The sequence below is a fragment of the Gracilimonas sp. BCB1 genome, from assembly GCF_040117685.2.
In the GTDB taxonomy this organism is placed as follows: domain Bacteria; phylum Bacteroidota; class Rhodothermia; order Balneolales; family Balneolaceae; genus Gracilimonas.
Map to the genome: position 1 here is coordinate 100696 of NZ_JBEDYP020000002.1, position 25555 is coordinate 126250.

The 25555-nt window shown below is 45.1% G+C and carries 17 protein-coding genes, 1 tRNA gene and 1 other RNA gene; 11 read left to right on the forward strand and 8 right to left on the reverse strand.

The window, feature by feature from the left end:
• Positions 1-50: 50 nt before the first annotated feature.
• Both ABFW99_RS00680 and truA read right to left on the reverse strand, forming a co-directional pair.
• Positions 51-122: transfer RNA gene (locus ABFW99_RS00680), tRNA-Asn, on the reverse strand.
• Positions 123-225: 103 nt separating this feature from the next.
• The gene (gene truA, locus ABFW99_RS00685; RefSeq protein WP_349355307.1) at positions 226-960 is read right to left on the reverse strand and encodes a tRNA pseudouridine(38-40) synthase TruA; all 735 of its coding nucleotides are present in this window, start codon (positions 958-960) and stop codon (positions 226-228) included.
• 131 nt (positions 961-1091) lie between these two features.
• Between truA and ABFW99_RS00690 the strand changes: the two genes are divergently transcribed.
• A complete protein-coding gene (locus ABFW99_RS00690; protein ID WP_349355308.1) occupies positions 1092-2132 on the forward strand; it encodes a GMP reductase in 1041 nt (346 codons plus the stop codon).
• Positions 2133-2223: 91 nt separating this feature from the next.
• On the opposite strand, the gene ABFW99_RS00695 is transcribed toward ABFW99_RS00690, so the two are convergent.
• The gene (locus tag ABFW99_RS00695) at positions 2224-2697 is read right to left on the reverse strand and encodes a DinB family protein (RefSeq protein WP_349355309.1); all 474 of its coding nucleotides are present in this window, start codon (positions 2695-2697) and stop codon (positions 2224-2226) included.
• A gap of 84 nt (positions 2698-2781) precedes the next feature.
• Between ABFW99_RS00695 and ABFW99_RS00700 the strand changes: the two genes are divergently transcribed.
• From ABFW99_RS00700 to ABFW99_RS00710, 3 genes are all read left to right on the forward strand, one after another.
• On the forward strand, positions 2782-2976 hold the full coding sequence (locus ABFW99_RS00700) for a hypothetical protein (protein ID WP_349355310.1): 195 nt from the start codon (positions 2782-2784) through the stop codon (positions 2974-2976).
• Between the two features lie 111 nt (positions 2977-3087).
• The gene (locus ABFW99_RS00705) at positions 3088-5541 is read left to right on the forward strand and encodes a penicillin acylase family protein (RefSeq protein ID WP_349355311.1); all 2454 of its coding nucleotides are present in this window, start codon (positions 3088-3090) and stop codon (positions 5539-5541) included.
• Between the two features lie 340 nt (positions 5542-5881).
• Positions 5882-8719 carry a M16 family metallopeptidase gene (locus tag ABFW99_RS00710; protein ID WP_349355312.1) on the forward strand — a complete coding sequence of 946 codons (2838 nt, stop codon included), beginning with the start codon at positions 5882-5884 and terminating at the stop codon, positions 8717-8719.
• A 146-nt stretch (positions 8720-8865) separates the two neighbouring features.
• Here the strand turns inward: ABFW99_RS00710 and ABFW99_RS00715 are convergent, their stop codons facing one another.
• Entirely contained in the window at positions 8866-9609 is a 744-nt protein-coding gene (locus ABFW99_RS00715; protein ID WP_349355313.1) for a M23 family metallopeptidase, read from the reverse strand.
• Between the two features lie 57 nt (positions 9610-9666).
• Here ABFW99_RS00715 and ABFW99_RS00720 point away from each other — a divergent pair, with 57 nt between their 5' ends.
• The 4 genes from ABFW99_RS00720 (at position 9667) to ABFW99_RS00735 (ending at position 15308) form a co-directional block, all read left to right on the forward strand.
• Positions 9667-10272, forward strand: coding sequence for an RNA polymerase sigma factor (locus tag ABFW99_RS00720; protein ID WP_349355314.1), 606 nt, complete (start codon positions 9667-9669; stop codon positions 10270-10272).
• Positions 10273-10431: 159 nt separating this feature from the next.
• Positions 10432-11628 carry a hypothetical protein gene (locus tag ABFW99_RS00725; RefSeq protein ID WP_349355315.1) on the forward strand — a complete coding sequence of 399 codons (1197 nt, stop codon included), beginning with the start codon at positions 10432-10434 and terminating at the stop codon, positions 11626-11628.
• 78 nt (positions 11629-11706) lie between these two features.
• A complete protein-coding gene (locus ABFW99_RS00730; protein ID WP_349355316.1) occupies positions 11707-12669 on the forward strand; it encodes a FecR family protein in 963 nt (320 codons plus the stop codon).
• Positions 12669-15308, forward strand: a complete 2640-nt coding sequence (locus ABFW99_RS00735; protein WP_349355317.1) for a TonB-dependent receptor — start codon at positions 12669-12671, stop codon at positions 15306-15308. Before ABFW99_RS00730 ends, ABFW99_RS00735 begins: the two co-directional genes overlap by 1 nt.
• A 109-nt stretch (positions 15309-15417) precedes the next feature.
• Here the strand turns inward: ABFW99_RS00735 and ABFW99_RS00740 are convergent, their stop codons facing one another.
• The 3 genes from ABFW99_RS00740 to ABFW99_RS00750 all read right to left on the reverse strand — a co-directional run bounded on the left by ABFW99_RS00740 (position 15418) and on the right by ABFW99_RS00750 (position 19397).
• On the reverse strand, positions 15418-15798 hold the full coding sequence (locus ABFW99_RS00740) for a RidA family protein (protein ID WP_349355318.1): 381 nt from the start codon (positions 15796-15798) through the stop codon (positions 15418-15420).
• A gap of 577 nt (positions 15799-16375) precedes the next feature.
• Positions 16376-16747: an endonuclease domain-containing protein gene (locus ABFW99_RS00745; RefSeq protein WP_349355319.1), complete on the reverse strand. Its 372-nt coding sequence runs from the start codon at positions 16745-16747 to the stop codon at positions 16376-16378.
• A 271-nt stretch (positions 16748-17018) separates the two neighbouring features.
• Positions 17019-19397 (reverse strand): PAS domain S-box protein, encoded by a 2379-nt coding sequence (locus ABFW99_RS00750; RefSeq protein WP_349355320.1) that lies wholly within the window; start codon positions 19395-19397, stop codon positions 17019-17021.
• A 240-nt stretch (positions 19398-19637) separates the two neighbouring features.
• On the opposite strand from ABFW99_RS00750, the gene ABFW99_RS00755 reads away from it, so the two are divergent.
• Positions 19638-21077, forward strand: a complete 1440-nt coding sequence (locus ABFW99_RS00755; protein WP_349355321.1) for a sensor histidine kinase — start codon at positions 19638-19640, stop codon at positions 21075-21077.
• 97 nt (positions 21078-21174) lie between these two features.
• On the opposite strand, the gene ssrA is transcribed toward ABFW99_RS00755, so the two are convergent.
• Positions 21175-21543: a transfer-messenger RNA gene (ssrA, locus tag ABFW99_RS00760) on the reverse strand.
• A gap of 150 nt (positions 21544-21693) precedes the next feature.
• On the opposite strand from ssrA, the gene ABFW99_RS00765 reads away from it, so the two are divergent.
• A complete protein-coding gene (locus ABFW99_RS00765) occupies positions 21694-22581 on the forward strand; it encodes a DUF72 domain-containing protein (protein ID WP_349355322.1) in 888 nt (295 codons plus the stop codon).
• Positions 22582-23286: 705 nt separating this feature from the next.
• Positions 23287-25554, forward strand: a complete 2268-nt coding sequence (locus ABFW99_RS00770; protein WP_349355323.1) for a TonB-dependent receptor — start codon at positions 23287-23289, stop codon at positions 25552-25554.
• Position 25555: the final 1 nt, after the last annotated feature.

The window sequence follows — 25555 nt, forward strand, 5'->3', positions numbered from 1 at the left end:
AATGATAAAAAAAAGCCTGACCCGCTTTTAGCGAATCAGGCTTTGGTAAGCTCCCCGGGCTGGATTCGAACCAGCGACCAATTGATTAACAGTCAACTGCTCTGCCACTGAGCTACCGAGGAATATGTGTAGCTTTTTGACTTTATTTACTTCAATAAATAAAAAAGCCCCGTTGAAGGGGCGACAAATATAAAGACATTATCCGCCTACTTTCAACACTTTTCTTCACTTTTTATAGAAAACTTTATGTAGCACCAATCCCGCCGCGGGGGCGGTATAGGTAGGAATTTCTGATTTGGGATTTCTCAGTGCTTCTTCAAATTGAGCCGGCGTCATTTTATTCTGTGCTACACGTACCATTGTTCCGATTAATCGACGTACCATATTCCGTAAAAACCGGTTGGCCCGGATGTGATATTTGATCACTTCTCCCTCCTGATCGAATTCTGAAAGCTGAATTTCACAAAGGGTGGTCATGTTATCCTCGTTGAATTTTGAAAACCCGGCAAAATCAAATTCCCCTTTTAATAAAGCCGCACATTCTTCGAGTTTGGTATAGTCGATGGGTTGATTGAGCTGCCATGAATATCGCTCTTTAAGCGGCATCCATCTTTTTGTGATGGTGTATTCGTACTGCCGGCCGGTGGCATCAAACCGGGCATGGAAGTCATCAGCTACTTCATCAATAGCTATGATTTGAATTTCTTTCCCAATCAGCTTGTTTGCTTTATAAATCAGATCATCAGCATCAACGTCTTCAGGCAGATCTACATGCGCTGTTTGTCCGGTGGCATGAACGCCTGCATCCGTTCTGCCCTGCCCTATTAAATCAATATCGGTTTGAAGGATTGTTGAAAGTGCATCCTCAATCGTCTGTTCAACAGTGGGCGCATTAGGTTGAATCTGCCAGCCGGAAAAATCGGTGCCGTCGTATTCTATTGTTAGTTTATATCGGGGCATATACTATATCTTCTCATTCAATTGTGTGGAAACTATCATATAAAAACACCAAATACCGTATTCAAATTTGGTCTTATTTTTTGCACATTGGAGATGACAAAATTTATAATTACTGAATTAACATTTCATCTATGCGCATTGAATTAGATATTAAGCTCGGTTTTAAAAACGTGATGATCCGCCCCAAACGCTCCACACTCAAATCGCGAGCGGATGTATCGCTGGAACGGACTTTTAAATTCCTGCATGCCGACAAAGGCTGGACGGGCATCCCCGTAATGGCTGCCAACATGGATACTACCGGCACCTTCGAAATGGCCACTGCACTGGCAGAGCATAAAATGTTCACCGCTATTCATAAACATTATTCCATCGACGAATGGAAGGCTTTTTTAGATGCAGCGGATGAGTCTATCACCGAGCATATAGCTGTGAGTACCGGAACCGGATCAGCGGATATGGAAAAACTGGATGAGCTGATGAACCGGTTTCGCCAGCTTCGTTTTATCTGCATTGATGTGGCCAACGGATACTCCGAACACTTCGTGAAGTTTGTAAAGAAGGTAAGGGAGAAATATCCCGATAAGGTAATTATTGCAGGAAATGTGGTTACCGGGGAAATGGTGGAGGAATTGCTTTTAGCTGGTGCTGATATCATCAAAGTGGGTATTGGTCCCGGATCGGTTTGTACTACACGACTCAAAACCGGAGTTGGGTTTCCCCAGCTTTCAGCCATCATCGAATGTGCGGATGCGGCGCATGGATTAGGCGGACAAATTATTTCCGATGGCGGCTGTAAATCCCCCGGCGATGTAGCTAAAGCTTTTGGGGGCGGTGCCGACTTTGTGATGCTCGGCGGGATGTTTTCCGGCCACAAGGAAAGCGGTGGTGAACTGGTTGAGGAAGATGGTGAGAAATTCAAAACCTTTTATGGGATGAGTTCAGAAACAGCCATGGAAAAATACTCCGGTGGTGTAGCTGAGTACCGGGCTTCCGAAGGTAAAACGGTAAAAGTGCCCTATCGCGGGCCGGTGGAAGACACCGTTCAGGATATCCTTGGCGGTGTACGATCTACCTGTACCTATGTTGGCGCTAAAAAACTAAAGGAGCTAACAAAACGCACAACCTTCATCCGGGTTCAGGAGCAGTTGAATGAGATGTTCTCGGAGTAATGTTGTGTGTTAAAGTGTTGACGTGTTTTCGTTTTTGGCACATTCCTGAATCCCAGGGCCAAAAACGTAAACACTTTCACACATACGCACATTAACTTAACAATCGGAAGATGATGGCAAGCTGTCCTGTATGATAAGCGTTGTGTTGCAGCACCAAAAGTGCCTCTCGCAGGAACGAATGATCTGGTCCGCCGGCAACCGGTGCATTTAAACCGTTGGATTCATCCAAAATCAGGTTCATCATTTCATCTCTTTCCCGAAAAAAAGAATCCTTAAGCTGATCCCACTCTTCTTCAGTTTCAGGTTCCTTATCCAGCGGCCAATATTCATCGGGCCATTTCTTGGATTCGTAATATTTGTTTCGGCAATAATCCAGGATATCAAACTGAGCAACCCGGATATGAAAAAATTGCTCATAAAAAGAATATGGCAATCCGGCCGGACGTTTCCCCAGGTCTTCAAATGCAACCTCCTCCAGCAAATCTTCAATCTTCAAAAAAGCTTGTCCGCCTTCCAGCTGCTGTACAATCTGTTCCCTGGTGATCCGGTGTGAATTTACTTCCATATGAGTTTCTTGATTTGGATTCACCCCCTAAATACATGTTATGGGAGAATCATTCAAATAGAAGCGATACCGTAAACGACTCGCTTGCTTACCGGAACACACCTAACCCTCAACGAACATCTTACCATTGGCAACACTCTCTTCCGGTACACAAGCAAAGGGGTTCAGCCCTTCCTTACTTTACCAATCAACCGCGATGCCGTGAACGACTCGCTTGCGTACCGGAACACAACCCACCCCAACCACCATCTTTCCATCGGCCACCCTCTCTTCCAGTAAACAAGCGAAGGGGTTCAGCCCTTCGCTTATGAATCACCCAAAAAAATTACAGATTTATATCCCCTGCAGATTGTTTAATTTCCGTCATTCATTTAAACCTATTTTTATTCCATGAACACGTTTTTAAAGCTGTTGATCTTTTTTGTCATCCTGATAGTGGGATTTGCCGGACTGGCTTTTTATTGGACGTTCTATAAACCACTTCCGGATTATGAGGAAACCATTTCACTTGCCGGAATTTCTGAGGAGGTCCGGATTCATTGGGATGCTTACGGTGTTCCGCATATTTACGCCGGCAACGAAGACGACCTGTATTATGCTTTGGGATACATTCATGCACAGGATCGCTTGTGGCAAATGACGCTCACTCAAATTGCTGCCGAAGGTCGTTTCGCAGAATTTTTTGGGGATGATGAGGAGCTGATTAACCTGGATAAATATCAGCGAACGCTTGGGTTTTGGAAGATAGCACAACAGCTTGTAGATACGCTTGCACAGGAAGAACGAAAAGTACTGAATGCCTACTCACATGGCGTGAACGCTTTTGTGGATAACAATGCCAATCGCTTACCGGTTGAGTTTGCTCTTACCGGAATACAGCCTCTCGACTGGACCCCCGCCCGCTCTTTGGCCGTTAGCCGGCTTATGGGATGGGAATTAAATATGGGCTGGTGGAGTGAAGTCACCTACGGATATCTCCGGGATAAACTTCCGCCCCAACAGTTTGAACAGCTTCAACTGCGCTTTCCGGATTCGGCTCCTACTTCTCTGGATGATGCCGAATCAATGGGTTATAGTACAGCCCTGATGCCTATGCTTCAGCAGGAAATCAAAAAAAGGGAACTCCTCGAGATGGAAGGCACTCATGTTGGAAGCAATGCCTGGGTTATTGATGGTTCCAAATCAGAGACCGGCTACCCCTTGTTGGCCGGTGACCCTCACCTTGGCCTGGATATGCCGGGCAAGTGGTATGAAGTGCACCTGAACCTGAACGGCAAGAACGTATCAGGTGCTACACTGGCCGGAGTTCCGGCCGTTATCATCGGGCAGAATGATCAAATGGCCTGGTCTTTTACCAGTATTATGAGTGACGATACCGACTTTTTTCTCGAACAAATCGATCCCCGGGATCGCGGCCGGTATGTTGCCGATTCTCTGAACGACACCACTGCCTCCTATCGCTCTTTTGATAAAATCAGGGAGATCATCAAAGTAAAAGACGGAGATGACCGGTCTATTGAAATTCGATATACCAAACACGGGCCTGTTATCTCTGATATCTACCCGGTTCAGGAACTCACCGAAGACAAAGTAATAACCATGCAGTGGACCGGTTACGAAATGAGTAACGAAATGCGAACGCTGTACCAAATCAACTGGGCTGAAGATTTTCAGGGCTTCAAAGATGCTTTACCGACTTTTGGTGTGCCCGGCTTAAATCTGATGTATGGTGATGTGGAAGGAAATATTGCCATGTATTCGGTGGCTAAACTCCCTATTCGTACCGGTGATCCCATCACGCTGCGGAAAGGCTGGGACCCGGATCAGGACTGGCAGGGATTCATTCCTCATGAGCAAATGCCTCGACTCATCAACCCTGAAGACGGCTGGATTGCCAATGCCAACAACAAAATCACCACCGACAGTTACCCCTATTACATAGCCACTTTCTGGGAACCCCCTTCACGAATTGAACGAATTGAGCAGGTGTTGACAGCCGATTCCACCCTTGGCTATAATCAATTTCGGGATTTGCAGAATGATTCGTATTCAGCATTTGCTGCAAAACTGACTCCCAAGATTCTGGAGGTCATCAAAAACCAGGATGCCTATAATTTCGATCTTCCCATTTCTTACCTGGAGAACTGGAATTATCAGTACGACCTGAAGTCTACCGCTGCATCCATATTTGATGTGTTTTTTGTCAACTTCACCGAAAATACCCTTAAAGATGATTTCGGCGATGTAGCCTATTCCAATTTCATACACCATGAAAATATTCCGGTTCGTACCATGACTTCTCTCATCGACACCGAAAGTTCTTTTTTCGATGATGTTTCAACCGAAGCAGTGGAGACAAAGGAAGATATGGTTGTGAAAAGCATGCAGGATGCCATCCTGTTTCTGAGCGACTCACTGGGAAGTGAACCATTTGAATGGCGATGGGAACAGCTCCACACATTGATGCTGGAACCGCCTCTTTTATCGCGGGCAGCTGAAGATCCTGAGGCCCCGAATGCTCTAAAACTGATCGTTGATAATGTACTCAGTAAAGGGCCCTACAAAGTTCCGAGTCATGGCATGAGCGTGAACAACGGGCAATATCGATGGAATAATGCCTTTGAGATGATTCTCGGCCCATCCATTCGGCGTATTTCTGATTTATCGGATATGAGCAAAAGCAAAAGCATCCTCCCTACCGGGCAGTCAGGCAACCCATTATCCGACCATTACGGCGACCAGACCGATATGTGGCTGGATGGACAGTATCGCTGGCTGTACCAGGATTCTACTCTCTTTGAAGAGACGGACATCCAAACCATGCGGTTGGTGCCTGTGGAATGATTACAGCTTACAGGTTCTCCCACTATTGTCATCCTGAGCGAAGAGATTTCATCAAGGCCTTGTTGGTTATCGCGAAGGATCTCAACCTCAGACGTGGTAGTCAGTTCATAATATGAGATCCTTCGTGTAAGCTATCCCCGCCTTCGTAATTTACAACGCACTCAGGATGACAATGATGCGGACTAAGATCAAAGGTGATAAATAGTTCAGCCTTCACGTTGCAGAAGCTTGTAACCTCAGTGCATTCACCAATTTTAACAAATCCATCCGCAACAAGAATTTATAAAGCAGCGTATTTCTCCACCGCGTATATTCCGACCTAACCTAATTTAATCCTGCTATGAAACCACGCATATTTTACCTTTTCTCTGCCCTTCTCATTTCTTCCTTTATAACCGCCTCTTGTGTTCAGAAACAAACCGAATTTTCCGTTGATTACGAGAAATTCACTCTGGATAACGGCTTGGAAGTCATTTTTCATAAAGACCATTCAGACCCGGTTGTCGCCGTGGCTTTGACTTTCCATGTTGGGTCTGCCCGTGAAATTGAAGGTCGTACCGGTTTTGCCCACCTCTTTGAACATTTGCTATTCCTGGAATCTGAGAACTTAGGCAAAGGCGGATTGGATAAAATGAGCAGCCGTATTGGCGGGTCTGGGGCAAACGGTTCTACCAGTCGCGACCGCACTAATTATTACCAGACGGTACCTAAAGATGCCCTGGAGAAAATGATTTGGGCAGAAGCCGATAAACTTGGCTACTTCATCAACACCGTGACTGAAGCCGTACTGGCCAAAGAAAAACAGGTGGTAAAAAATGAAAAACGGCAGGGCGTGGACAATGCCCCTTACGGTCATGCAAATTACGTGGTAGGCAAGAATATGTATCCGGCCGAACATCCCTACAACTGGCAGGTAATAGGTTCGTTGGAAGATCTCCAGAACGCTACGCTGCAGGATGTGAAAGATTTCTATAACCGCTGGTATGTTCCCAACAACGCCACTCTTGTCCTAGCCGGAGATTTTGATTCGGAACAAGCCAAAGCCTGGATTCATAAGTATTTTGATGAGATCCCCCGTGGCGAAGAGATCGAACCTTTACCCGATATGCCGGCCAATCTGGATAAAACCAGGAAGAAGTATTACGAGGATAATTTTGCCCGTCTGCCGGAATTGCGACTCGTATGGCCCGGCGTGGATCTATATCACGAGGATGCTTACGCACTCGATATCCTGACTGAACTTCTTGCTGACGGAAAGAACGCGCCTCTTTACAAAGTGTTAGTTGAAGAGCAGGAACTGACTTCCAATGTGTACATGAACAGCGGGAACTCAGAACTTGCCGGGGAGATTGCCTTCATCACCCGTGCGTATCCAAACACTGACCTGGACGATGTTGCCGGAGCCGTGAATGAAGCTTTTATGAGATTTGAGGAAGAAGGATTTTCTCAGGCTGATCTTGACCGTATTAAAGCAGGTATTGAAACGGATTTCTATAACGGACTTTCCAGCGTGTTAGGGAAAGCCTTTCAGCTGGCCCAGTATAATATCTTTGCCGGTGATCCCGGTTACATAAATAAAGACATTCAGAAAACACTCGCCGTCACCAAAGAAGATGTAATGCGGGTATATCAGAAATATATCAAGGGCCAATCTTTTGTAGCCACCAGCTTCGTGCCCCGGGGAGGTTCTGATCTGGCTCTTGAAGGTTCTGAATTGGCTGAAGTTGTGGAAGAAGAGATTGTTCAGAATGGAGAGGGTGAGCGTTTTACCCTGCCCGAAGAAACCACCTATGAAAAAACACCATCCGGTTTCGACCGATCTGTGGAGCCACCCTATGGTGAAAATCCTGATTTGAAAGTGCCGGAAGTATGGGAAACAGAACTTGCAAATGGACTGGATGTATATGGCATCGAGAATTATGAACTGCCTTTGGTTGAATTTGAGATCTCTGTCAAAGGAGGATTAATGCTGGAAAATCCGGATAAAACAGGCGTGGCCAATTTGGTTGCCGAGCTTCTGACAAAAGGCACAGCCAATAAAACACCGGAAGAGCTGGAACAGGCTATCGATGAGCTGGGTGCCAGCATTAACATATTTTCCGGCCGGCAGGCTATAACCATCAGGGGGAATTCACTGGCTCGTTATTATGATGAAACCATGGCCCTGGTAGAAGAAATGTTGTTGGAACCCCGCTGGGACGATCGTGAATTTGAGCTGGCCAAACAAAGTATAATGAGTCAGATCGCCCAACAAAGTGCCAATCCAAACAGTATTGCTACAAATACCTTTAACAAGCTGCTTTATGGTGAAGATCACATTTTATCCTTCAACCCGATCGGTACCACAACAAGTATCGAGGCTATAACACTGGATGACCTGAAGTCTTATTACATGAACTATATATCTCCTTCGGTAGCTGATATGCACGTGGTAGGAGCGATCGACCAGGGGCAAGTTGTTGCTTCCCTTGAAAGCCTGAGTGACCGCTGGGCAGCCAAAGAAGTAACACTTCCGGAATTTGAGACCCCGGAGCAACCTTCAGCTTCTAAAGTGTATTTCTATGATGTACCCGATGCCAAACAATCGGTTCTCAGGTTCGGTTACCTCGCTATGCCTGAGACTCACCCCGACTTCTACCCTGCTGAAGTGATGAACTACAAGCTGGGTGGCGGTGGATTTGCATCACGCTTCACCCAGGAACTTCGGGAAGGCAAAGGATATACCTATGGTATCGGTTCCGGCTTTTCCGGTTCTGATATTGCAGGTCCTTTTGTGATTTCGAGCGGAGTTCGAACCAATGTAACCTACGAGTCAGCTGCGTTGGTAAAAGAAATCCTCGAACAATATCCCGGCACCTTCACCGAAGAAGACCTTGAAAACACCCAAAGTTTTTTACTGAAAAGTAATGCCCGCCGTTTTGAGACTTTAGGTGCCAAGCTGAACATGTTGGAGAATATCAGTGCCTATGGATGGTCACCTGATTACATCAAACAGCGGGAAGAAGTGGTTAAAAACATGACGCAAGAGCGCATTCAGGAGCTGGCCCGAACCTATGCCAATCCTGATAAAATGATCTGGCTGGTAGTCGGAGATGCTAAAACACAGATGGATCGACTTGAACAATTAGGATTTGGCGAACCAATACTGGTTAATGAATATTTTAAGGAAGGAAATTAGTCTGTTAGATGATAGACGTGAGACATAAGTTTAAGATGAAACTAGGCGTCTTAAATCTTGTGTCTTACGTCTTTTATCTTAAATCTAGTACCCAATATAACTCTGTCCTTCTTTCAGCTCGATGATGCCATCTTTGGTGGTGAATTTCACCGGTATGGAAATGAAGCCACCTCCTCTTTAGCTTTCTTAATTGTAAAGTGCAGATGCGGTCCGGTTGCGTATCCGGTAGCGCCGGAATACCCGATCAGCTGACCGGTACGGACCTCCTGCCCCAAACGCACTTCAACCCCTTGGTGCTTCAGGTGAGAGTAATCGGCAAAGGTTCCGTCATCGTGCAGTATGGTGATGAAATTGGCATAGGGCATCATGTCTTCCGAGCCGCCTCCGCGGTTATTCTTTTCCTCCATCATCACCACTTTCCCACTCCGTGCAGCATAGATTTCTGTTCCGGTTGGCATATTAAAATCCAGAGCATGCCGGGAATCTCCGTAATGTGAAAAGGATCCGTCAAATCCCTGATCTACTTTGTAAGTTTCCCCAATTGGAAAAGGTAGTCGGTAGGCGAAGGAATCGTTGTGTCGGGCAAAGATATTCCCCATGTAATACCGGTATCTCGTACTCAAATTCCAACCCTCTTTTAAATCCTTATACGTGAATCTTACCAACAGCCGGTTACTGCTTGCGGGAAGGAAATCAACGAGCGGAAGCTTCTTTTGGGGTTCCAGTTTATCAATGTCTGCATCAAGCTCTATGGTAACCGGATATAAATTCGTGTTTCGGGCGTGAAGCTCAATATGCTCTTCCTTTTCAATCCGGAAAACCTCTACCGTGCCGTTGTCCAGAGATAGAAACCCGGTTAACAGAAACAATATTACCCAAAATGACTTCATACTGATTTCTTATTCTTAGGTATTTTGCTGAACTTCAGCTTCAACGAACTATTTTTCATGGAACTGTCTGTCATTCACTTACTGCTGGTTTTAAGTGCTTCGCTTGATGGGGAGTCTAACGAAAGCCGGATTTATTTAAAAATAAAAAACGGCAACCAACAAGCATTCCGAAAGTTTTTTGATGCCCATCATGATGAATTATACCGTTATCTATCCTCTAAAGGCGTAGCTAAAGAAGCAGCCGAAGACCTGATCCAGAAAGCTTTTGTATATATCTGGGAGAACCGGGCTTCCATCGAAGAGCATAAATCGTTGCGGGCTTATCTCTTTCGCATTGCTTACACTCGGATGCTCAACCTTTTTCGGGACAATGAAAAATTCGATCAAAACAAAGAAATCCGGGAGCTGGATTACCATGTTTCGGGTTCTCAACCCGACCAGGATATCCATCAGAGAGAATTAAACAAAACCATCGAAGAGGCCATATCAGCCATGCCTGAGAAGCGCCAAAACGTATTCCGGCTTTGTTTCATGCAGGAATTCACCTATAAAGAAGCCGCTGAATTCCTGGATGTATCCGTCAAAACCGTGGAAAATCATATGGGACTGGCCCTGAAAGATCTCCGATCATCCCTGTCAGAAGCAGCAGAAGACTATTTATAAAACATCTGCAATACTTCTGTTATTCATAGGCTTACCCCCATCCAAGAATGTGGTGGTGCTTTTTTATCATAAATTCAGTGGAAATTTATTTACTATGTGATTGGGGGAACTTTGAATGTGATGTGTAATAGTAGTGAACACATAAATAATAGAATCATTATGAAATCACTATTTAAAAAAATACCTACTACTGTAATCCCACTTTTAATGGTGGCGGCCATGTTTTCTGCCTGTACCCTGGATGATATCTCCAAAGACATCGACAACCAGGAGCTGACGGCAGAAGAAATTGAAGCAGCTACACAGATTATGGGAGAGGCCTTATCTGATGATAATGACGGCGTTTTCTCCAGTCTGAATGATGCCTTAACCACCGTCTCATCTTCCGGTTTTGGCAACGACAGCCAGATGAAAGGACACGACGACGACAGAAACTCCGGACGGGGTAACGAAAGCAATTACCAATATGAATACGACCGGGAAACCGGTATGCATACCATCAGCTTTAACCGGGAAGTGAATAATCCAAACTTTCAGAAAAGCCTGTCTGCGGTATTAACGTATGTATTCACTGATGTGAACGGAGAGTATATCGCTTTCCCGAGACAGAATCGTGAGCGCATTGAGAACATTGATTTCACGTCTGATAAAAACGGTAGCACCGAAAGTCGTTTCCGCAATTCGGAATTCAGCCGTGCTGATACCTTCGCATTCACCGGCCTGAGCGATGCCAGCTCCATTCTTACCATAGATGGAAAGCACTATGGTAATGGCTCCATCGACGGTGTGACAAGAGAAGGCGATACGTTCGAACGCTCTTTTGTAAACGAAATCAACTTTTTGGATATACAGGTAAATAAAGACACGGTAGCTGCTTACGGGTCATTAACTCAGGGTGTAACCGGAACTCTCAATTATGAACTGACTATTTTCAGAAGCAGTAACGGACAAGGTTCTTCCAAAACCGTTACAGGAACCATCGAAATGGATGGTGACGGAACCGCCCTTCTGCGCTTTGCAAACGTAAATCGGTTATTTAAAGTGAACCTGCGCACCGGATTTGTCAGCGATGATGAGATTGATATTGAATCTGCCGTTGCTGCTGTTGACACTCTGAATCAAACCGTAACGCTTCGAAATGATTTATTGGTCATAGTTTCTGACCGCACGGAAATTGAAGGCGAGGACGGGCTGGATTCACTCGAAGCTGTGGCACGAGCTCTTGACGCCGGCGAAAACGTGAAGGCCGAAGTAGAAGGATACCGAAACCCTGATAACAGATCCGAATTCATAGCCGAAGAAATCGAATTCGAATTTGCTGAGGATGATGAAGACGATAATGACGATGATGACTAACCTTAACTGATACTTCAAACATTACCGTGCAGGCTTTTGACCGGGCCTGCACGGATTCTTTAGATTCAACAAACCATAATGGCAAACAACCAAAACATAACACCCGATGATCAGGACCTTAATCGGGCCCGTATTATTGGAGAGGCATTGCCTGATTTAGCAGTTCTGGAAAATACTTCAGATCCTTTGCTTTCCCATTTGTTTGCCTACAAAAGATCAGTAAGCACGCAGGTTGAACCCCTGAACTCAGAAGCTGTTTGGGATTCCATTCAGTATAAGATTAATGCATCTTCGGATTCTGCCCGCATTATATACCTCTCTCCTGCCATTCGAAGGTATGTGATGGCTGCAGCTGTTGTGATGATTGCCCTGGTGGGAAGTTTCATCTATCAACAACTAACAGCACCAACTCTGGTTGGTGAGAGTTTTGCCTCATCCGAGACTATTACCTTACCGGATGGTTCTGCCGTCACCCTTCGCCCCTATTCTGCTTTATTCGCAATGGATGTTTCCGGGAGTTCTGCCGAATACAAATTATCAGGAGAAGCATATTTCGAGGTCTTACACGACCCCTCCCGAACATTCTCCGTTCGAACCGATCAATCCGAAGTCCGCGTATTGGGAACCAGCTTCATACTTAGCGACTGGGGTAACACTTCCAACGTGTACCTGCAGGAAGGCCGAATTCAATACACAGCACTTAACAGTCAACAATCGGTTCAGCTGGAACCTGGACAGTCATCCCTCATCAATGAAACCACAGCCACTCCGGAAGTAACCACTACAGAAGAAGCCCCCTTTACGGACTGGCTGAACAATGAACTCGTATTTCAAAACAAACCGGTTCAATCTGTATTTAATGAGCTGGAGCAGCATTTCAATATTAGTATCGAGGCACAACCCGCCATTCTTCAGGAAACTCTGAGCGGCTCCATTCCTCTCGACAACCTTGAATCCGTACTCAGTGATCTTGGGCTGGTTCTCGGTGGCACTTTCTCAGAAACCGGGCAAAATTCATACGTCTTCAAACCGAACTCCTGATGAGAGAATTATGGCTTGTTTTACTATTTGGCATGATCGTTTGTCTCGGCTCAACCCGACAGGCCTGCGCACAGTACGGCTTTGAACAGGCTTCGGTTCTTGAAATCATACGGGAAATTGAAGAGAAGGAAGCGTACCGGTTTTTATACCGGGAATCACAACTTGCAGACATCAGCTTAAGCTTTTCGGCTACCTCCACCACCGTGATTGATTCTCTGAGAACCCGCTTATATCACTTTAATATTTCAGTAGAGACGGATACTTCCCGGAAGCAGGTTATCCTGTATAAGAAGACAGCTTCTTCTTCCCGGAAGTTTTCCATTGCAGGTCAGGTTGTGGATGCCAAAACCGGTGAACGACTTCCCTATGCTACTATATTCTACGATATAAACGGCCGCAAGCAAGGTGTGGCTGCCAATGCATCCGGCGTTTTCAACATCAAGGAAAGCTACCCCGGAAAGGCTATTACTCTATATTGCTCTTTCCTTGGTTACGAAAATGGTCGAATACGGATTAGCCTGGGTGAGCAAACTGCTTTCGAAGATCTTACTTTTCGGCTGCAACCGATAGCCCTGCAATCAAGTGATATTATCGTGACCGGCTTTACCTACCCGGCCGGTTCCGACAGCATCTATCGCAATTTTGTTAATGCCGGGGTACTCAATCCTTTAGGAGAAAACAATACCACTAAAGCATTACAGGCCCTGCCGGCTGTAACCAATGGAACAGCTTTAAACAACGGAATTAACGTACGGGGCAGCTCTGCCGATGCCACTCATATTCTGCTGGATGGCATTACCATTTATAATCAAAGTCACCTATTTGGCCTTCTCGACAGCTTCAACCCCAATGCCCTGCAAACTTCAGGTTTTTTCTATGATGTGACACCGGCCCGGTTTCAATCCTCCCCAGGTGGTACTATTAACATGCTAACAAAGACCGGTTCATTAAATGATTTCAGTGCTTCTGTCGGACTTAGCAACACGGCTTTCAATGCAACATTACAGGGACCTTTTTCCTCAGGTAAAAGCAGCTGGCTGCTTTCCGGTCGTACTTCCTATATGAATTCCCTGAACTGGTTCCGCAATGATAACCTGATTGCCTTCGGATTAAATATTGATCGACCCAACAACCTTTCCGGCGAAGATGTAACCGACATAAACTCGCGACTGGTTTTTCCGGGCAGTTATGATGCTTATTTCTTTGATCTGCACGGAAAGATGTATGTTGAATTCGATAACGGAAGCCGGCTCATTGCCGGAGCCTATTATGGCGCCGATGATGTCTCCCAGGATGCTGAGCGGCTGGTGAGAAGGTTCAACCCAAATGCACCGTCCCAGCGCTTTAGTCTGGAAGAAGTACAGACGCTGAATAAATGGGGCAATTTCAGCACCAGTCTGGCTTATAAATCTCCGGTTTCCGAACAGATCTACAGCAGTTCATTAGCGGCGGTTAGTATTTATAATTCCGAATTCAGTAAGGATGATTTTGTATATAACCGGGTTCAGGAAAATGGTGCCAACATCCAGGTATTCACGTATCCGCTTCAAAATCGAAGCGTATTCAATGAGCTAAAGATGGACCAGACCTTTGATTTGATACTGCCGGCCAGCCAATGGACGTTCGGAGCTTCCTACCAGTATTTTATGGGGGAATATTTCGAAGAATCATTTGACCGGCCCGGATTTCTCACCACCTTTAAATCAGGGTTAGCTGATCTTTATGCCCAGCTTGATGTTACTTCTCCGGATGAAATAGATATACATTTCGGTTCCCGATTGCACTATTACACCAATGGGAATTACCTCTACTATTCACCCCGTATAAAATTTAAGTTCTTAAACGAACGAGCCATCTCCCTTGCTCTTGGATACAGCCGAAATTACCAGTTCACTCACCGGCTCTCATTCTACAATATCAGCAGTCCTGATGTCTGGATTATCAGTACGAAGGAACAGCCACCCACTACTTCCGATTACTTCACCGCCGGCCTGTATTTCAGGGTTTTTGAAAACACCCTTTTCCAGGTGGAGGGTTATCATAAATCACTCGAAAACGCCCGTTTATTCGATATCAATGCCCAAACCCTGACCAATAGTTTTAATGCTCCCCCCTGGTTTTATGGGAACAACGGAACCGCAAAAGGACTCGAGTTTTTACTTAAAACCCGCTTTCAAAAGCTGACGCTCACTCATTCCTATTCGCTTTCTGAATCCACTTTCCGAAATCCGGATATATTTGATGGAGCGGAATTTTATACCGAATGGGACCGCACACATAGCTTCCATTCTGCCGTTGAGTACAGGATTATTCCAAACTTAAAGACATTCCTGAGTCTCACCCTTGCTTCCGGCACCCCGAACCGCCTGCATTTTCTGCAGATTGAAGAACAGGAGCGGCTGGGAGATTACCGAAGAGTGGATGCAGGATTTGAGTATAAAGCAGAATTTGACGGAGTGGTGATGGAATTCGGGGCTTCCATCTTTAATCTCTTTGATGATCAAAATGCCTGGTATCGGGAACTGAACCTGGTGATTGACACTTCGGTTCCTCCTTCTCAGCGCCGGCTAAGCTCCAAGGCCGTGAATGTCTATGATTTAGGAATTCAGCCTTCTTTTAATATGATGGTGAGGTTTTAATAGGTTTTTTAGGTGTTAGTTATTAGGTATTAGGTGTTAGGTGTTAGTAGCAGGGCTCCACTAACACCTATCACCTAAAAACTAAAACCTCCTCCCTAACACCTTGCACCTAAACAACCGCATCCACCTCAATCTCCACCACTAAATCCGGATGGATGAGCCGTGAAACCTCCACCAGTGTAGCGGCCGGTTTGATTTCCCCGAAATATTCCTGATGAGCCCTTCCAAATTCCTCCCAGTGGTCGATGTCTGTGATAAAAGTCCTCGTCCGAACCACGTCGTTCAGCGAAGCGCCGGCAATCTTTAGTGCCTTCTCAATATTCAGAATGCATTGTTTGGTCTGAAGATATATGTCATCTTTTCCCACAACATCCCCGTTCTCATCAATACCTGTTGTGCCCGATACAAAAACCTGACTCCCGGTTTTCACCGCCCGGCTGTATCCAACTTTATCTTCCCATTCTGCTCCGGAGGATATATTTGTTCGCATAGGGTTTGTTCTTAATTATCAATTTTCTTTTTAAATATAGTTCAACTTATGATGATTTCAATAGTGATGAGTTCTTTTAAAAATATATTCCAAACTACTTAGAGCTAGTCTTTAGTTAAAATAATCAATCTCAGCCCTTCGCAAACCGACCCACCGCGGCCCTCCCTATTGCGCTACGCTTATATGGAGGGAGTGCTATATCTAAGATTGTTGCCATAGCTCACATCATTTTCATTTCCCCAACTTCTCACCAACGCGTCCTCTTTCCCTGCGGCCTCAACTAAGGATTGGAATATAATACCGACACGCCGGAGGGAGAGAGACAGAGTGAGGGTCCGGGTTGAACTGACAATATCTTTAATTCAGCAGCTCCGACCTCTTCTGTCTTCTCCTTAGCAAGGAGAAGGACACCTGTAATATATCTCTGTTAAGTCGCAGCATGAACTCAAGCAAACCTGAAAAAGTCTCCTCCTCACCAAGGCGTCCTCTTTCCCTGCGGCGGAATTCTAGGCCCATACTTCCATAGAGGTGGGCCAGAAGGAGAGACAGAGTGAGGGTCCTGTATGTAATGGCCAAACTACCTCCTCCCAACCTCCAAAATCCTCTCCAGCACCTGATTTATATCTTTCAGTTCTTCATTCTTTATCCGAAGTACTTTCAGGCCCAGTCCATTGAGTACAACATCCCGTTGGTAATCATATTCCTTTTGCAAATCATGAATTTTACCATCCAATTCTACCACCAGCTTTAACTCTGCACAATAGAAATCGGCCACGTAGAAATACCGGCGGTTATTGTGCTGCTCGTGTACAAAGGGTTTCTGCCGAAGAAATTTATATCCACCCAGCTGGCGGTTTCTGATAACTTTCCACAATCTGTTCTCCGAAGGGGTTGGGTTCTTCCGAAGCTCTCTTGCTATTTCAGTGATGGATTTTTTGGTAAGGTTCATCTTTGAATTAGCTTCTTTTCTTGTAAAATATCAAGCCTTCTCCACCTACCAACCCACCCCGGCCCTCCCTATTGCGCTGCGCTTATATGGAGGGAGCGCTATATCTAAGATTGTTGCCATAGCTCACATCATTTTCATTTCCCCAACTCCTCACCAAAGCGTCCTCTTTCCATGCGGCCCAACAAAGGATTGGAATGTAGTACAGCCTGCCGGAGGGAGAGAGACAGAGTGAGGGTCCGGGTTGAGCTGGCAGTATCTTTAATTCAACCCCTCACTCCGGCCTTAGATCAATCGGGATAAAAAACCTGAACGTGGTGCCTGCACCAACCTCACTTTCAACTTCTACCCTGCCACCGTGGAGTCTTACCAACTTCTCGGTAACTTTTAGTCCGAGCCCGGTTCCTTTCTCATTCTTCGTACCATATTCGCTGGGGTGATGCATAGGTGAAAACAAGTTCTGCTTAACCTCTTCCGACATCCCAACGCCCTCATCTTTCACTACAAACCTCCAACCCTGTTCTGACTTATCCAGGCTCACGTTAATATCGCCTTTCTCATTTGAGAATTTGATAGCATTCGAAATCAGGTTTCTCAGTATGGTTAGAATCATACTCTCATCAGCATAGATGAAAGCATGATCTGAAAAATCAAAACTCAGCGTGAGGTCTTTATTACTAAGGTTCGCCTGAAAAAAGTCAGAGAGTTTATGGGCAACTTTTTTCAAGTCTATGTAAGCAATACTTACATTCAGATTTCCTGTTTGTAATCTGGACCATTTCAGTAAATCGTCAAGGGTGGTGCTCATTCCTTTTGAAGAAGTATAGATCAGGTTGATAAATCTGCTTAGTTTCTTCGTATCTAAATCATCTTCTTCGGTCAGTTCCTTCAATATTAAATCAGAAAAACCGATAATTGTATTTAACGGGGATTTCAGGTCGTGACCAATAATAGCATTTATATCGTTTGTGGCTTTTAGCAGTTGTTCCAGCTGCTTGTTTTTTTCTTTTAACTGATCTTCCATGAGTTTACGCATGCTCAGATCATGAAAAACACCATATAACTTATAGGGCTCTCCTTGCTCATCTACCTGGGATTTACCGATAGCCCGCACCCATTTCCTTTTTCCTTTTGCTGAAATCAGCGTCAGCTCCAGGTCAAAACCTTCGCCGGTTTCGATGGTATGATTCATAGCTTCGGCGACTGTTGGCCGATCCTCTTCCGCGTAGTAGTTGATGGCTTCTTCCACATTAAGTTTGGAGCCCAACGGAAGTTCATGAATGCGATATACCTCATCCGTCCAAAATAGCTCCTGTGTTTTAAGATCAAACTCCCATCCTCCTACCGAAGCCAGCTTATTTGTGTCCTTCAAAAGTTTCTCAAGCTTCTTTCGGTCTGTAATTTCTCTCGAGGAAGTTTGCAACCTCACAACGTCCCCTTCTTCATTCTGAATTGGTTCTGTGGCTGTTTCAAACCATATAAACTCACCATCTTTTCGCTTAATACGATAATGAATACGACCTATATGCTCTCCTTTCAACGCTTTTTCATGTGATTCGGCCTGAATGCGTCTTAAATCCTCGGGATGAAATAAAGCATAGGGCGATTTACCGACCAAATCCTCCTGGGTATACCCCAATATATCCTCCACCGAGGGCGAGAGATAAACATAGGTCCCGTCTGCTTCATGCAGACAAATAAGATCTGCGGAGTTGTTTGAAATAAGCCGAAACCGATCTCTGCTGTTTTTTAACTCATCCTGGTAGGCTTGCTTTTCAAATTCCGAGCTTAACCATTGCCCAAGCAGCTTAACCATGTCTTCATCAGCTTCATTAAGCGGTTCCTGCCTTGGCTTTGAACTGGAAAAGTTAATAGTGCCAACGGCTTCTTCATCTACCACCAGAGGAACCCCGATATAACTCTCCAGGCTAAACTTTGAGTAGCAAGGATGAGCATTATGAGGAGATGTTTTCATTTCATCAATACACACCACATCTTCTGACTCAAGCGTGATACTGCAGTAGGTTTCCCGCAAATCAAATTGCATCCCAACTTCCAGGCCAGCCGATTCCGGATAATATTGCATTATCGTGTAGGTATCCTCCTCAATCCGGCTTATGATCCCAATTTCAAACCCCAATAAATCGGTAGTAAGTTTAAGGGCATTTTTAATTTTGGCATCAAAATCCTTTTCCTTATTAGCCACGATCGCTGCCACAAGCCGGAGCCTTTTAGTAAGCAGTGATATTTCCTCACTCCTTCTCTTTTCCCTGGTCAAATCCTTTATCGCGGCAAGGTAACCTATGGTTTCGCCATTATCGTCTTTAACCACGCTGCCTATAGACTCAGCCGGAAATACTTCTCCGTTCTTTCTCCTGTACTCCACTTCATATACTTCTGCTTTAACATCCGACTTCGGATTGAACATGGCATCGCCTGTATCACTAAAATCCTCTTCAGACGAGTAAAGAACAGATGTTTCTAATCCCTTGACTTCCCCTCTCTCGTACCCGAACAACTTCACAAAAGCAGAATTCACCGAAATAATTCTTCGGTTTATGTCCGTCACTACCATTGCATCGGGGATAGAATTAAAAGCCGAGAAAAAGTGATGCCTTCGGAGTCCTGCTTTTTTATTTGTTTGTTTCTTCAAAAGTAAGAGCTATGTAGTGTTTCTAATAAATCCCCGCAAACGGGTTGTGAAATATAAAAGGTTTATTCAGTTATCAGAACGATGGATTACTGAGCAATCTCTCGGGTTCATTAAGAATTACTAACCATAATCTAAGGTAAAGTAATTACTTATAACCAATTTTTAATTATATTTCTTTTGCTTTAGGTGAATTTATATTGGGTTTGATATAAGATTACCACTTAAAAAGTGAATATGTCTATGTCAGAAAAAAAAGCTTCTTTCAGGGTACTTTTGGTTGAGGATAATGCAGCTCATGCAGAACTCATAGTACAAAAAATCAGCACGCTTAAGGAGGACATTGTTGTTACCAAAACGGATAACAGGGATGAGCTGATTGCCATTGTCAAAAATGGAGATACTGATTTAGTGTTGTGTGATTACTACCTCCCTGGTTATTCGGGACTCGAAGCCTTGAGCTTAGTCAGAGAGATCAATCCTGATCTTCCATTTATTTTGGTCACTGGATATCTCCCTGAAAAATTAGCCGTACAGGCAATGAGAGATGGAGCCTCAGATTATATCATGAAGGATAAACCTGACCGACTGCTTCCGGCTGTAGTAAGAGAGCTAAGAAACTACTCCCGACTGAAAGAGAGCAAAAGAATTCTGGCTAAGAACCAGAAAACGATTAACAGGGCTTATCAACTGGCTGAAATCGGGCACTGGGAATACGATGTAAAAAAAGATAAGAGGTACTGGTCTGAGACCGTAAAATCAATTCATCGGGTAGATACCGGTTTTGACCCCAACACAGAGGATACCTTTCCCCTGATCAGAGATAAAGAAGCAAGAGACCGAATGCTTGATGCATTAGAAGACTCCATTAAAAACGGAACTTCTTTTGAGACCCAACTTGTGGTCCAAACCCCAACCGGAGAAGACCGCTGGGTACGGGTTATGTGGGAAAGTGAAATGGAAAAGGGCGAGTGCATTCGTATTCTTGGAAGCGTTCAGGATATTCACGAAGAAAAGCTGCGGCAAGAAAAACTGGAAGAAGCTCTGAAAGAAAAGAGTACTCTTCTTAATGAAATACACCACCGGGTAAAAAATAACCTTGCTGTAATTTCAGGGATGCTCCATTTACAGGCCTTCGGCGAAAATGATGAACGCTTACAAAATAAGTTATTTGACAGCGTAAGCCGTATCAACTCGATGGCAGCTGTACATGAAATCCTGTACAAATCAGAAACATTTTCGAGGCTGGACTTCAATGAAAGTATGGATAAGCTTGTATCCGGTATTACCTCCATTTTTCAATCTGGCTCCGAACTCAACGTTCAGCTGAATATTGATAAAAACCTGGAACTGAACATCAATCAGGCCATCCCGCTTTCCTTAACCATCAACGAAGTCATCACCAATACCATAAAGCACGCTTACAGTGAAGGCGAACCCGGTGAACTGCATATTTCGCTCATTAATAAAGGTGACCAAATACAACTGGTGATTGAAGATTTTGGGAAAGGCCTTCCCGATCATTTTAAGCCGGACGATAATACATTGGGGTTCAACCTTATTGGAGCCCTTACCGAACAACTGGAAGGTACGTTCTCCTACAAAGGAACCGGTAAGGGTACGAAATTCGAATTAGGCTTTTCTAAATCCGAAACTAAAGGCAGCAGCAGCGCACTTTCTTAAATAAAGAGAGTATTTAGTTTGCCAATCACACAGCATTCTATAAAAAACAAAAAAGCCATCACACTCTCTCGAATATGATGGCTTAAATAAATGATTATTGTGGAGGTGCGGGGAGTCGAACCCCGGTCCGGGAAGGTAGACCTGTTAGCATCTACATGTGTAGGTACTGATTGGTAGTTCGGGTGAAGCCGAGCCCAGTACCTAAGCGACTTCAACCTATTCTGCTAAAGTTTCACGCAAACGCGGCAGAAGGCACGCTTACGATATCCTGTCTTGTATGACGTCCGGGCCGGCAATGACAGGCACTTAACCGGCGGGACGGCTTAGTCAGTTTATGCTGCTAAGCGGTAAGAGTAATTATTGTCAATTACTTTTGATCCATAATGATTGTTATTACGAGAATCATTGGACACTCTCGACACGCAACCAACGGTGATACTCAACCCGTCGAATCCAGAACACCCCCAATACGTCAATGAACTGCCATAAAGGTACGAAAAATTGAGGACTTTATTATATCTCTTCTCCCATAAATAATTCTAAATGTTGAACGCTAAATGTTAAATTAACATCGTATACATTTAGCATTCAACATTTAAAATTCAACATTCCCACTATGAAATTTGGTAAGGTAGATAATCCCGGCGAAATCGACTTCACCCTCCCACCCGATCACCCCGACACCCTGCGGGTATTAAATCAAAAAGGTGGTGGCGATTTTGATGCTTATGTGGGCTGTGCCAAATGGAATAGGAAAGATCTGAAAGGATTCTACCCTCGCGGAACCAAAGACGAATTGGAATACTATTCCCGGCAGTTTAATTCTATTGAGCTGAATGCCACCTTTTACGGGAATAAAGGACCTGAACAATCGGAAACATGGGCGGAGAAAACCCCGGACGATTTCAAATTCTTTCCCAAAGTGGTGAACACTATCAGTCATTTCAAGCGATTGAAGAATATTGAGGCTTCGCTGGAAGAATACCTCCACGGAATGCGCGGTTTTGGGGAGCAGCTGGAAATGATATTCCTGCAGCTTCGGGATGATTTCAAACCCAAAGATTTTGACCGGGTTCAGCGGCTGGTGGAAATCTGGCCGGATGATATACCTTTAGCCATCGAATTGCGGCATACGGATTGGTACAATGATGAAGCGGTAGCGAGTCAGGTTTATCAGTTGTTCGAAGAAAACGGGGTCGCCAATATCATCACGGACACAGCCGGTCGACGTGATTTGCTCCATATGCGACTCACCTCCCCCGTTGCTTTTATCCGATATGTGGGTGCCAATCACGCCAGCGACTATGACCGCCTCGATGATTGGGTGGAACGCCTCAAGTTCTGGAAAGAGCAGGGACTTGAGAAGCTGTACTTTTTTGTGCATCAGAACCTGGAGAAAGAATCGCCCATGCTTTCGAAGCATTTCATCAAAGCCATAAACAAAGAACTGAGCACCGATCTTGACATCCCCGGCGAGGACGAACAGGGGGATTTGGGGCTGTAATTTAAGAACCGGCCACCATGTCAACACAAAGCAACCATCTACACCGGTACACAAGCGAAAGGGTTTAGCCCTTCAATACATTACCAATCCACCGCGATGCCGTAAACGACTCGCTTGCTTACCGGAATCCATCTCAGCCCCGGCCACCATGTTATCACTAAGCAACCATCTCTTCCGGTACACAAGCGAAGGGGTTCAGCCCTTCGCGCCCATTCCAGCCAAGCGATTATAAATAAGGTCAAAGTCGTCAATAAGAAATTGAAGAAAATACTAACCGGCCTTAGAAAAAAAAGCGTAAAGAAAGAGACGAAATGAAGCGTTAAGAAATAAATCACACCGCTGAGAACCAAAGAAGCCAACTCAGAGAGCGATGGAGCATTGATTTATTTTAGCGTAATGCAGTCACTTTTAGCTCTTTTTTCGCCCGCCTTGATCTTTTGGTTCGTTTTGGATCAAGCCAAAATGAACATGGGACCGGCAGATTTTCAAACGAAGGGTATAATAAATGAACAACCTTTTACACCTACTCCTCCGGTACACAAGCGAAGGGTTTCAACCCTTCGCGCCCATTCCAGCCAATCAAAAAACCCTTTTTTGAAAAGAACCCGGAGTAATAGTTTCTTAACATTTGGGAATGAATTTAGCGCTAACTTTCTTTGAACTAGTTCGTGTAAGTACCTCAAAAAATCAGACGACTCAAACTTCATGTACCGTACACTTTTACTGGCATTCATATTCATCACCGGGACACACACACCTGCTTTAGCGCAGCAAGCCGCTTCTTTAAACGGATACATCACAGATTCTGAAACCGGGGAAACGCTCATCAGCGCAAATATTGGTTTCAGTGAAATCAATAAAGGCACGGCCTCCAATACCCTTGGGTATTATTCCCTGCCAAACATTCAGCCCGGCACCTATACCCTTTTTTGCAGTTATGTAGGATATAAGCCATTTCGTCAACAAGTCACCCTTGAGCCCGGAGAGAATCTGAGACTGGATGTTGAGTTGGTTCCCGAAAGTGTGGAACTTGATGAAATTGTGGTACGCTCCAGCCGGGAGGAAGAAGAGCAGAAGAACATTGGCACCGTTCAGGTTGATGCCAAGCTGATACAGGAGCTCCCGTCTGTTTTCGAAGCCGATGTATTTCGGTCCATTCAGCTGCTGCCCGGCGTTAAGGCCGCCTCTGATTTTTCGAGTGGTTTGTATATTCGCGGGGGAAGCCCTGATCAAACCCTGATCCTTTTAGACCGAACCACCGTGTATAACCCCAGTCATTTTTTCGGCTTCTTCTCCACCTTCAACCCCGACGCCATTAAAGATGTGAGATTATACAAAGGCGGGTACCCGGCAGAGTACGGTGGCCGGTTGGGTTCAGTACTGACGATTTACAACAAAGACGGAAACCGGAATGAGATGGACGGGACGGCAACCATAGGACTATTGGCTTCCCGGGCTTCGATTGAAGGTCCATACAGCAAAGGCTCGTGGATGTTTTCCGCACGGCGATCAACACTTGAACCCTTACTTGCCGGACTCCGACAAACTACAGATAACGTTCCCAGTCAATTTTATTTCTATGATGTTAACGGAAAAGTGAATTTCGATGCCACTCAGAACGATAAGCTCTCCCTAGCCTTCTATGCCGGGCAGGATGAGGTGACTTTTCCTTTTGCTGACGATGCAGAGTTTGACCTGAATTATGGGAATCAGACGCTGAGCGGTAACTGGACTCATATCTTTTCGGAAAAACTGTTTTCGAATTTCGTTTTAACCGGTTCCCGGTACTTTAACTTTCCGGGTTTTGATTTTGCAGGCACCAAGTTTAGCCGCTCCAACAACATCTATGATTTTTCCCTGAAAGCCGACCTTGAATATTTACCCGGCAACAACCACACCATCGAAACCGGCATTTGGTCCGGAATTTTTACTTTCAAGCTGCAGGATACTTTTGACGGACAGGACACCTTCGGAAGTCGGATTCAAAATCAGTATGCATCATTTTATGTGCAGGATGAATGGCGGCCCAACGATCAATGGATTTTCACCCCGGGAGTGCGTATGAACTATTTTTCGGATGGCGATTATGTGCGAATTGAACCCCGCTTTTCCATGGAATACCGGCCGGGAAGCCGGGTACGCCTTCAGGCAGCTTATGGACGATATAACCAGTTCCTGACCCTTGTAACCAACGAAGCTTTTTCCGGCTTTGATGTATGGCTTACTTCGGCTGAAGGTGTTTCTCCAGCTTATGGAGATCAATTTGTACTCGGAGCTAAAACCATCCCTTTTGAAGATTATGGCCTCGATGTTGAACTGTATTATCGAACCATGGAAGACTTGTTCGAGCTGGATCCTTTCCTTCCCGACGTTGCCGGGCTCTTATATGAAGATTTATTCCGTGTAGGCGATGGAAGCGCCTACGGGGTGGAAGTATTTTTTGAAAAAAGAGCCGGTGACTTTACCGGGTTCATCGGTTATACCCTCGGCTATACCTGGAGAAGGTTTCCCGGTTATAACTCTGAAATAACACAGCAAGGACAAACGGCACGTTTTTACCCGCCAAAATACGACCGCCGGCACGATATAAACCTGGTTGGAAATTATCAGTTAAACGAGCGCTGGAAAGTTACCGCTTCGTTCAACTTTGCTACCGGTCAGTCTTATACCAAGGTTTTAGGCCGATACGTGCAGCTTGATCTTCCCTGGACTTTTGATGACCGGAACACCTTTACCGTGGGTCGTGTGAATGCATCACGACTTCCAAGTTATCACCGGATGGATGTATCGTTTTCAAGGAAGGGGAAATTCTTTGATTTGGGCGATTCAGAGCTTCAGCTGCAACTCATCAACGTGTACTCACGCCGGAATGTATGGTTCTACAGCTTCGACTTTGATGAAAACCCGGTGGAGCGTAACCCTGTGTACCTGCTGCCCATTCTGCCCTCAATTTCTTACACCGTCAACTTTTAGT

Coding starts and splice junctions, on each gene's coding strand:
- ABFW99_RS00705 (WP_349355311.1), top strand. CDS start 3,088: ATGAACACGTTTTTAAAGCTGTTGATCTTTTTTGTCATCCTGATAGTG.
- ABFW99_RS00770 (WP_349355323.1), top strand. CDS start 23,287: ATGTACCGTACACTTTTACTGGCATTCATATTCATCACCGGGACACAC.
- ABFW99_RS00765 (WP_349355322.1), top strand. CDS start 21,694: ATGAAATTTGGTAAGGTAGATAATCCCGGCGAAATCGACTTCACCCTC.
- ABFW99_RS00745 (WP_349355319.1), bottom strand. CDS start 16,747: ATGAACCTTACCAAAAAATCCATCACTGAAATAGCAAGAGAGCTTCGG.
- ABFW99_RS00735 (WP_349355317.1), top strand. CDS start 12,669: ATGAGAGAATTATGGCTTGTTTTACTATTTGGCATGATCGTTTGTCTC.
- ABFW99_RS00755 (WP_349355321.1), top strand. CDS start 19,638: ATGTCAGAAAAAAAAGCTTCTTTCAGGGTACTTTTGGTTGAGGATAAT.
- ABFW99_RS00715 (WP_349355313.1), bottom strand. CDS start 9,609: ATGAAGTCATTTTGGGTAATATTGTTTCTGTTAACCGGGTTTCTATCT.
- ABFW99_RS00720 (WP_349355314.1), top strand. CDS start 9,667: ATGGAACTGTCTGTCATTCACTTACTGCTGGTTTTAAGTGCTTCGCTT.
- truA (WP_349355307.1), bottom strand. CDS start 960: ATGCCCCGATATAAACTAACAATAGAATACGACGGCACCGATTTTTCC.
- ABFW99_RS00725 (WP_349355315.1), top strand. CDS start 10,432: ATGAAATCACTATTTAAAAAAATACCTACTACTGTAATCCCACTTTTA.
- ABFW99_RS00740 (WP_349355318.1), bottom strand. CDS start 15,798: ATGCGAACAAATATATCCTCCGGAGCAGAATGGGAAGATAAAGTTGGA.
- ABFW99_RS00695 (WP_349355309.1), bottom strand. CDS start 2,697: ATGGAAGTAAATTCACACCGGATCACCAGGGAACAGATTGTACAGCAG.
- ABFW99_RS00730 (WP_349355316.1), top strand. CDS start 11,707: ATGGCAAACAACCAAAACATAACACCCGATGATCAGGACCTTAATCGG.
- ABFW99_RS00690 (WP_349355308.1), top strand. CDS start 1,092: ATGCGCATTGAATTAGATATTAAGCTCGGTTTTAAAAACGTGATGATC.
- ABFW99_RS00710 (WP_349355312.1), top strand. CDS start 5,882: ATGAAACCACGCATATTTTACCTTTTCTCTGCCCTTCTCATTTCTTCC.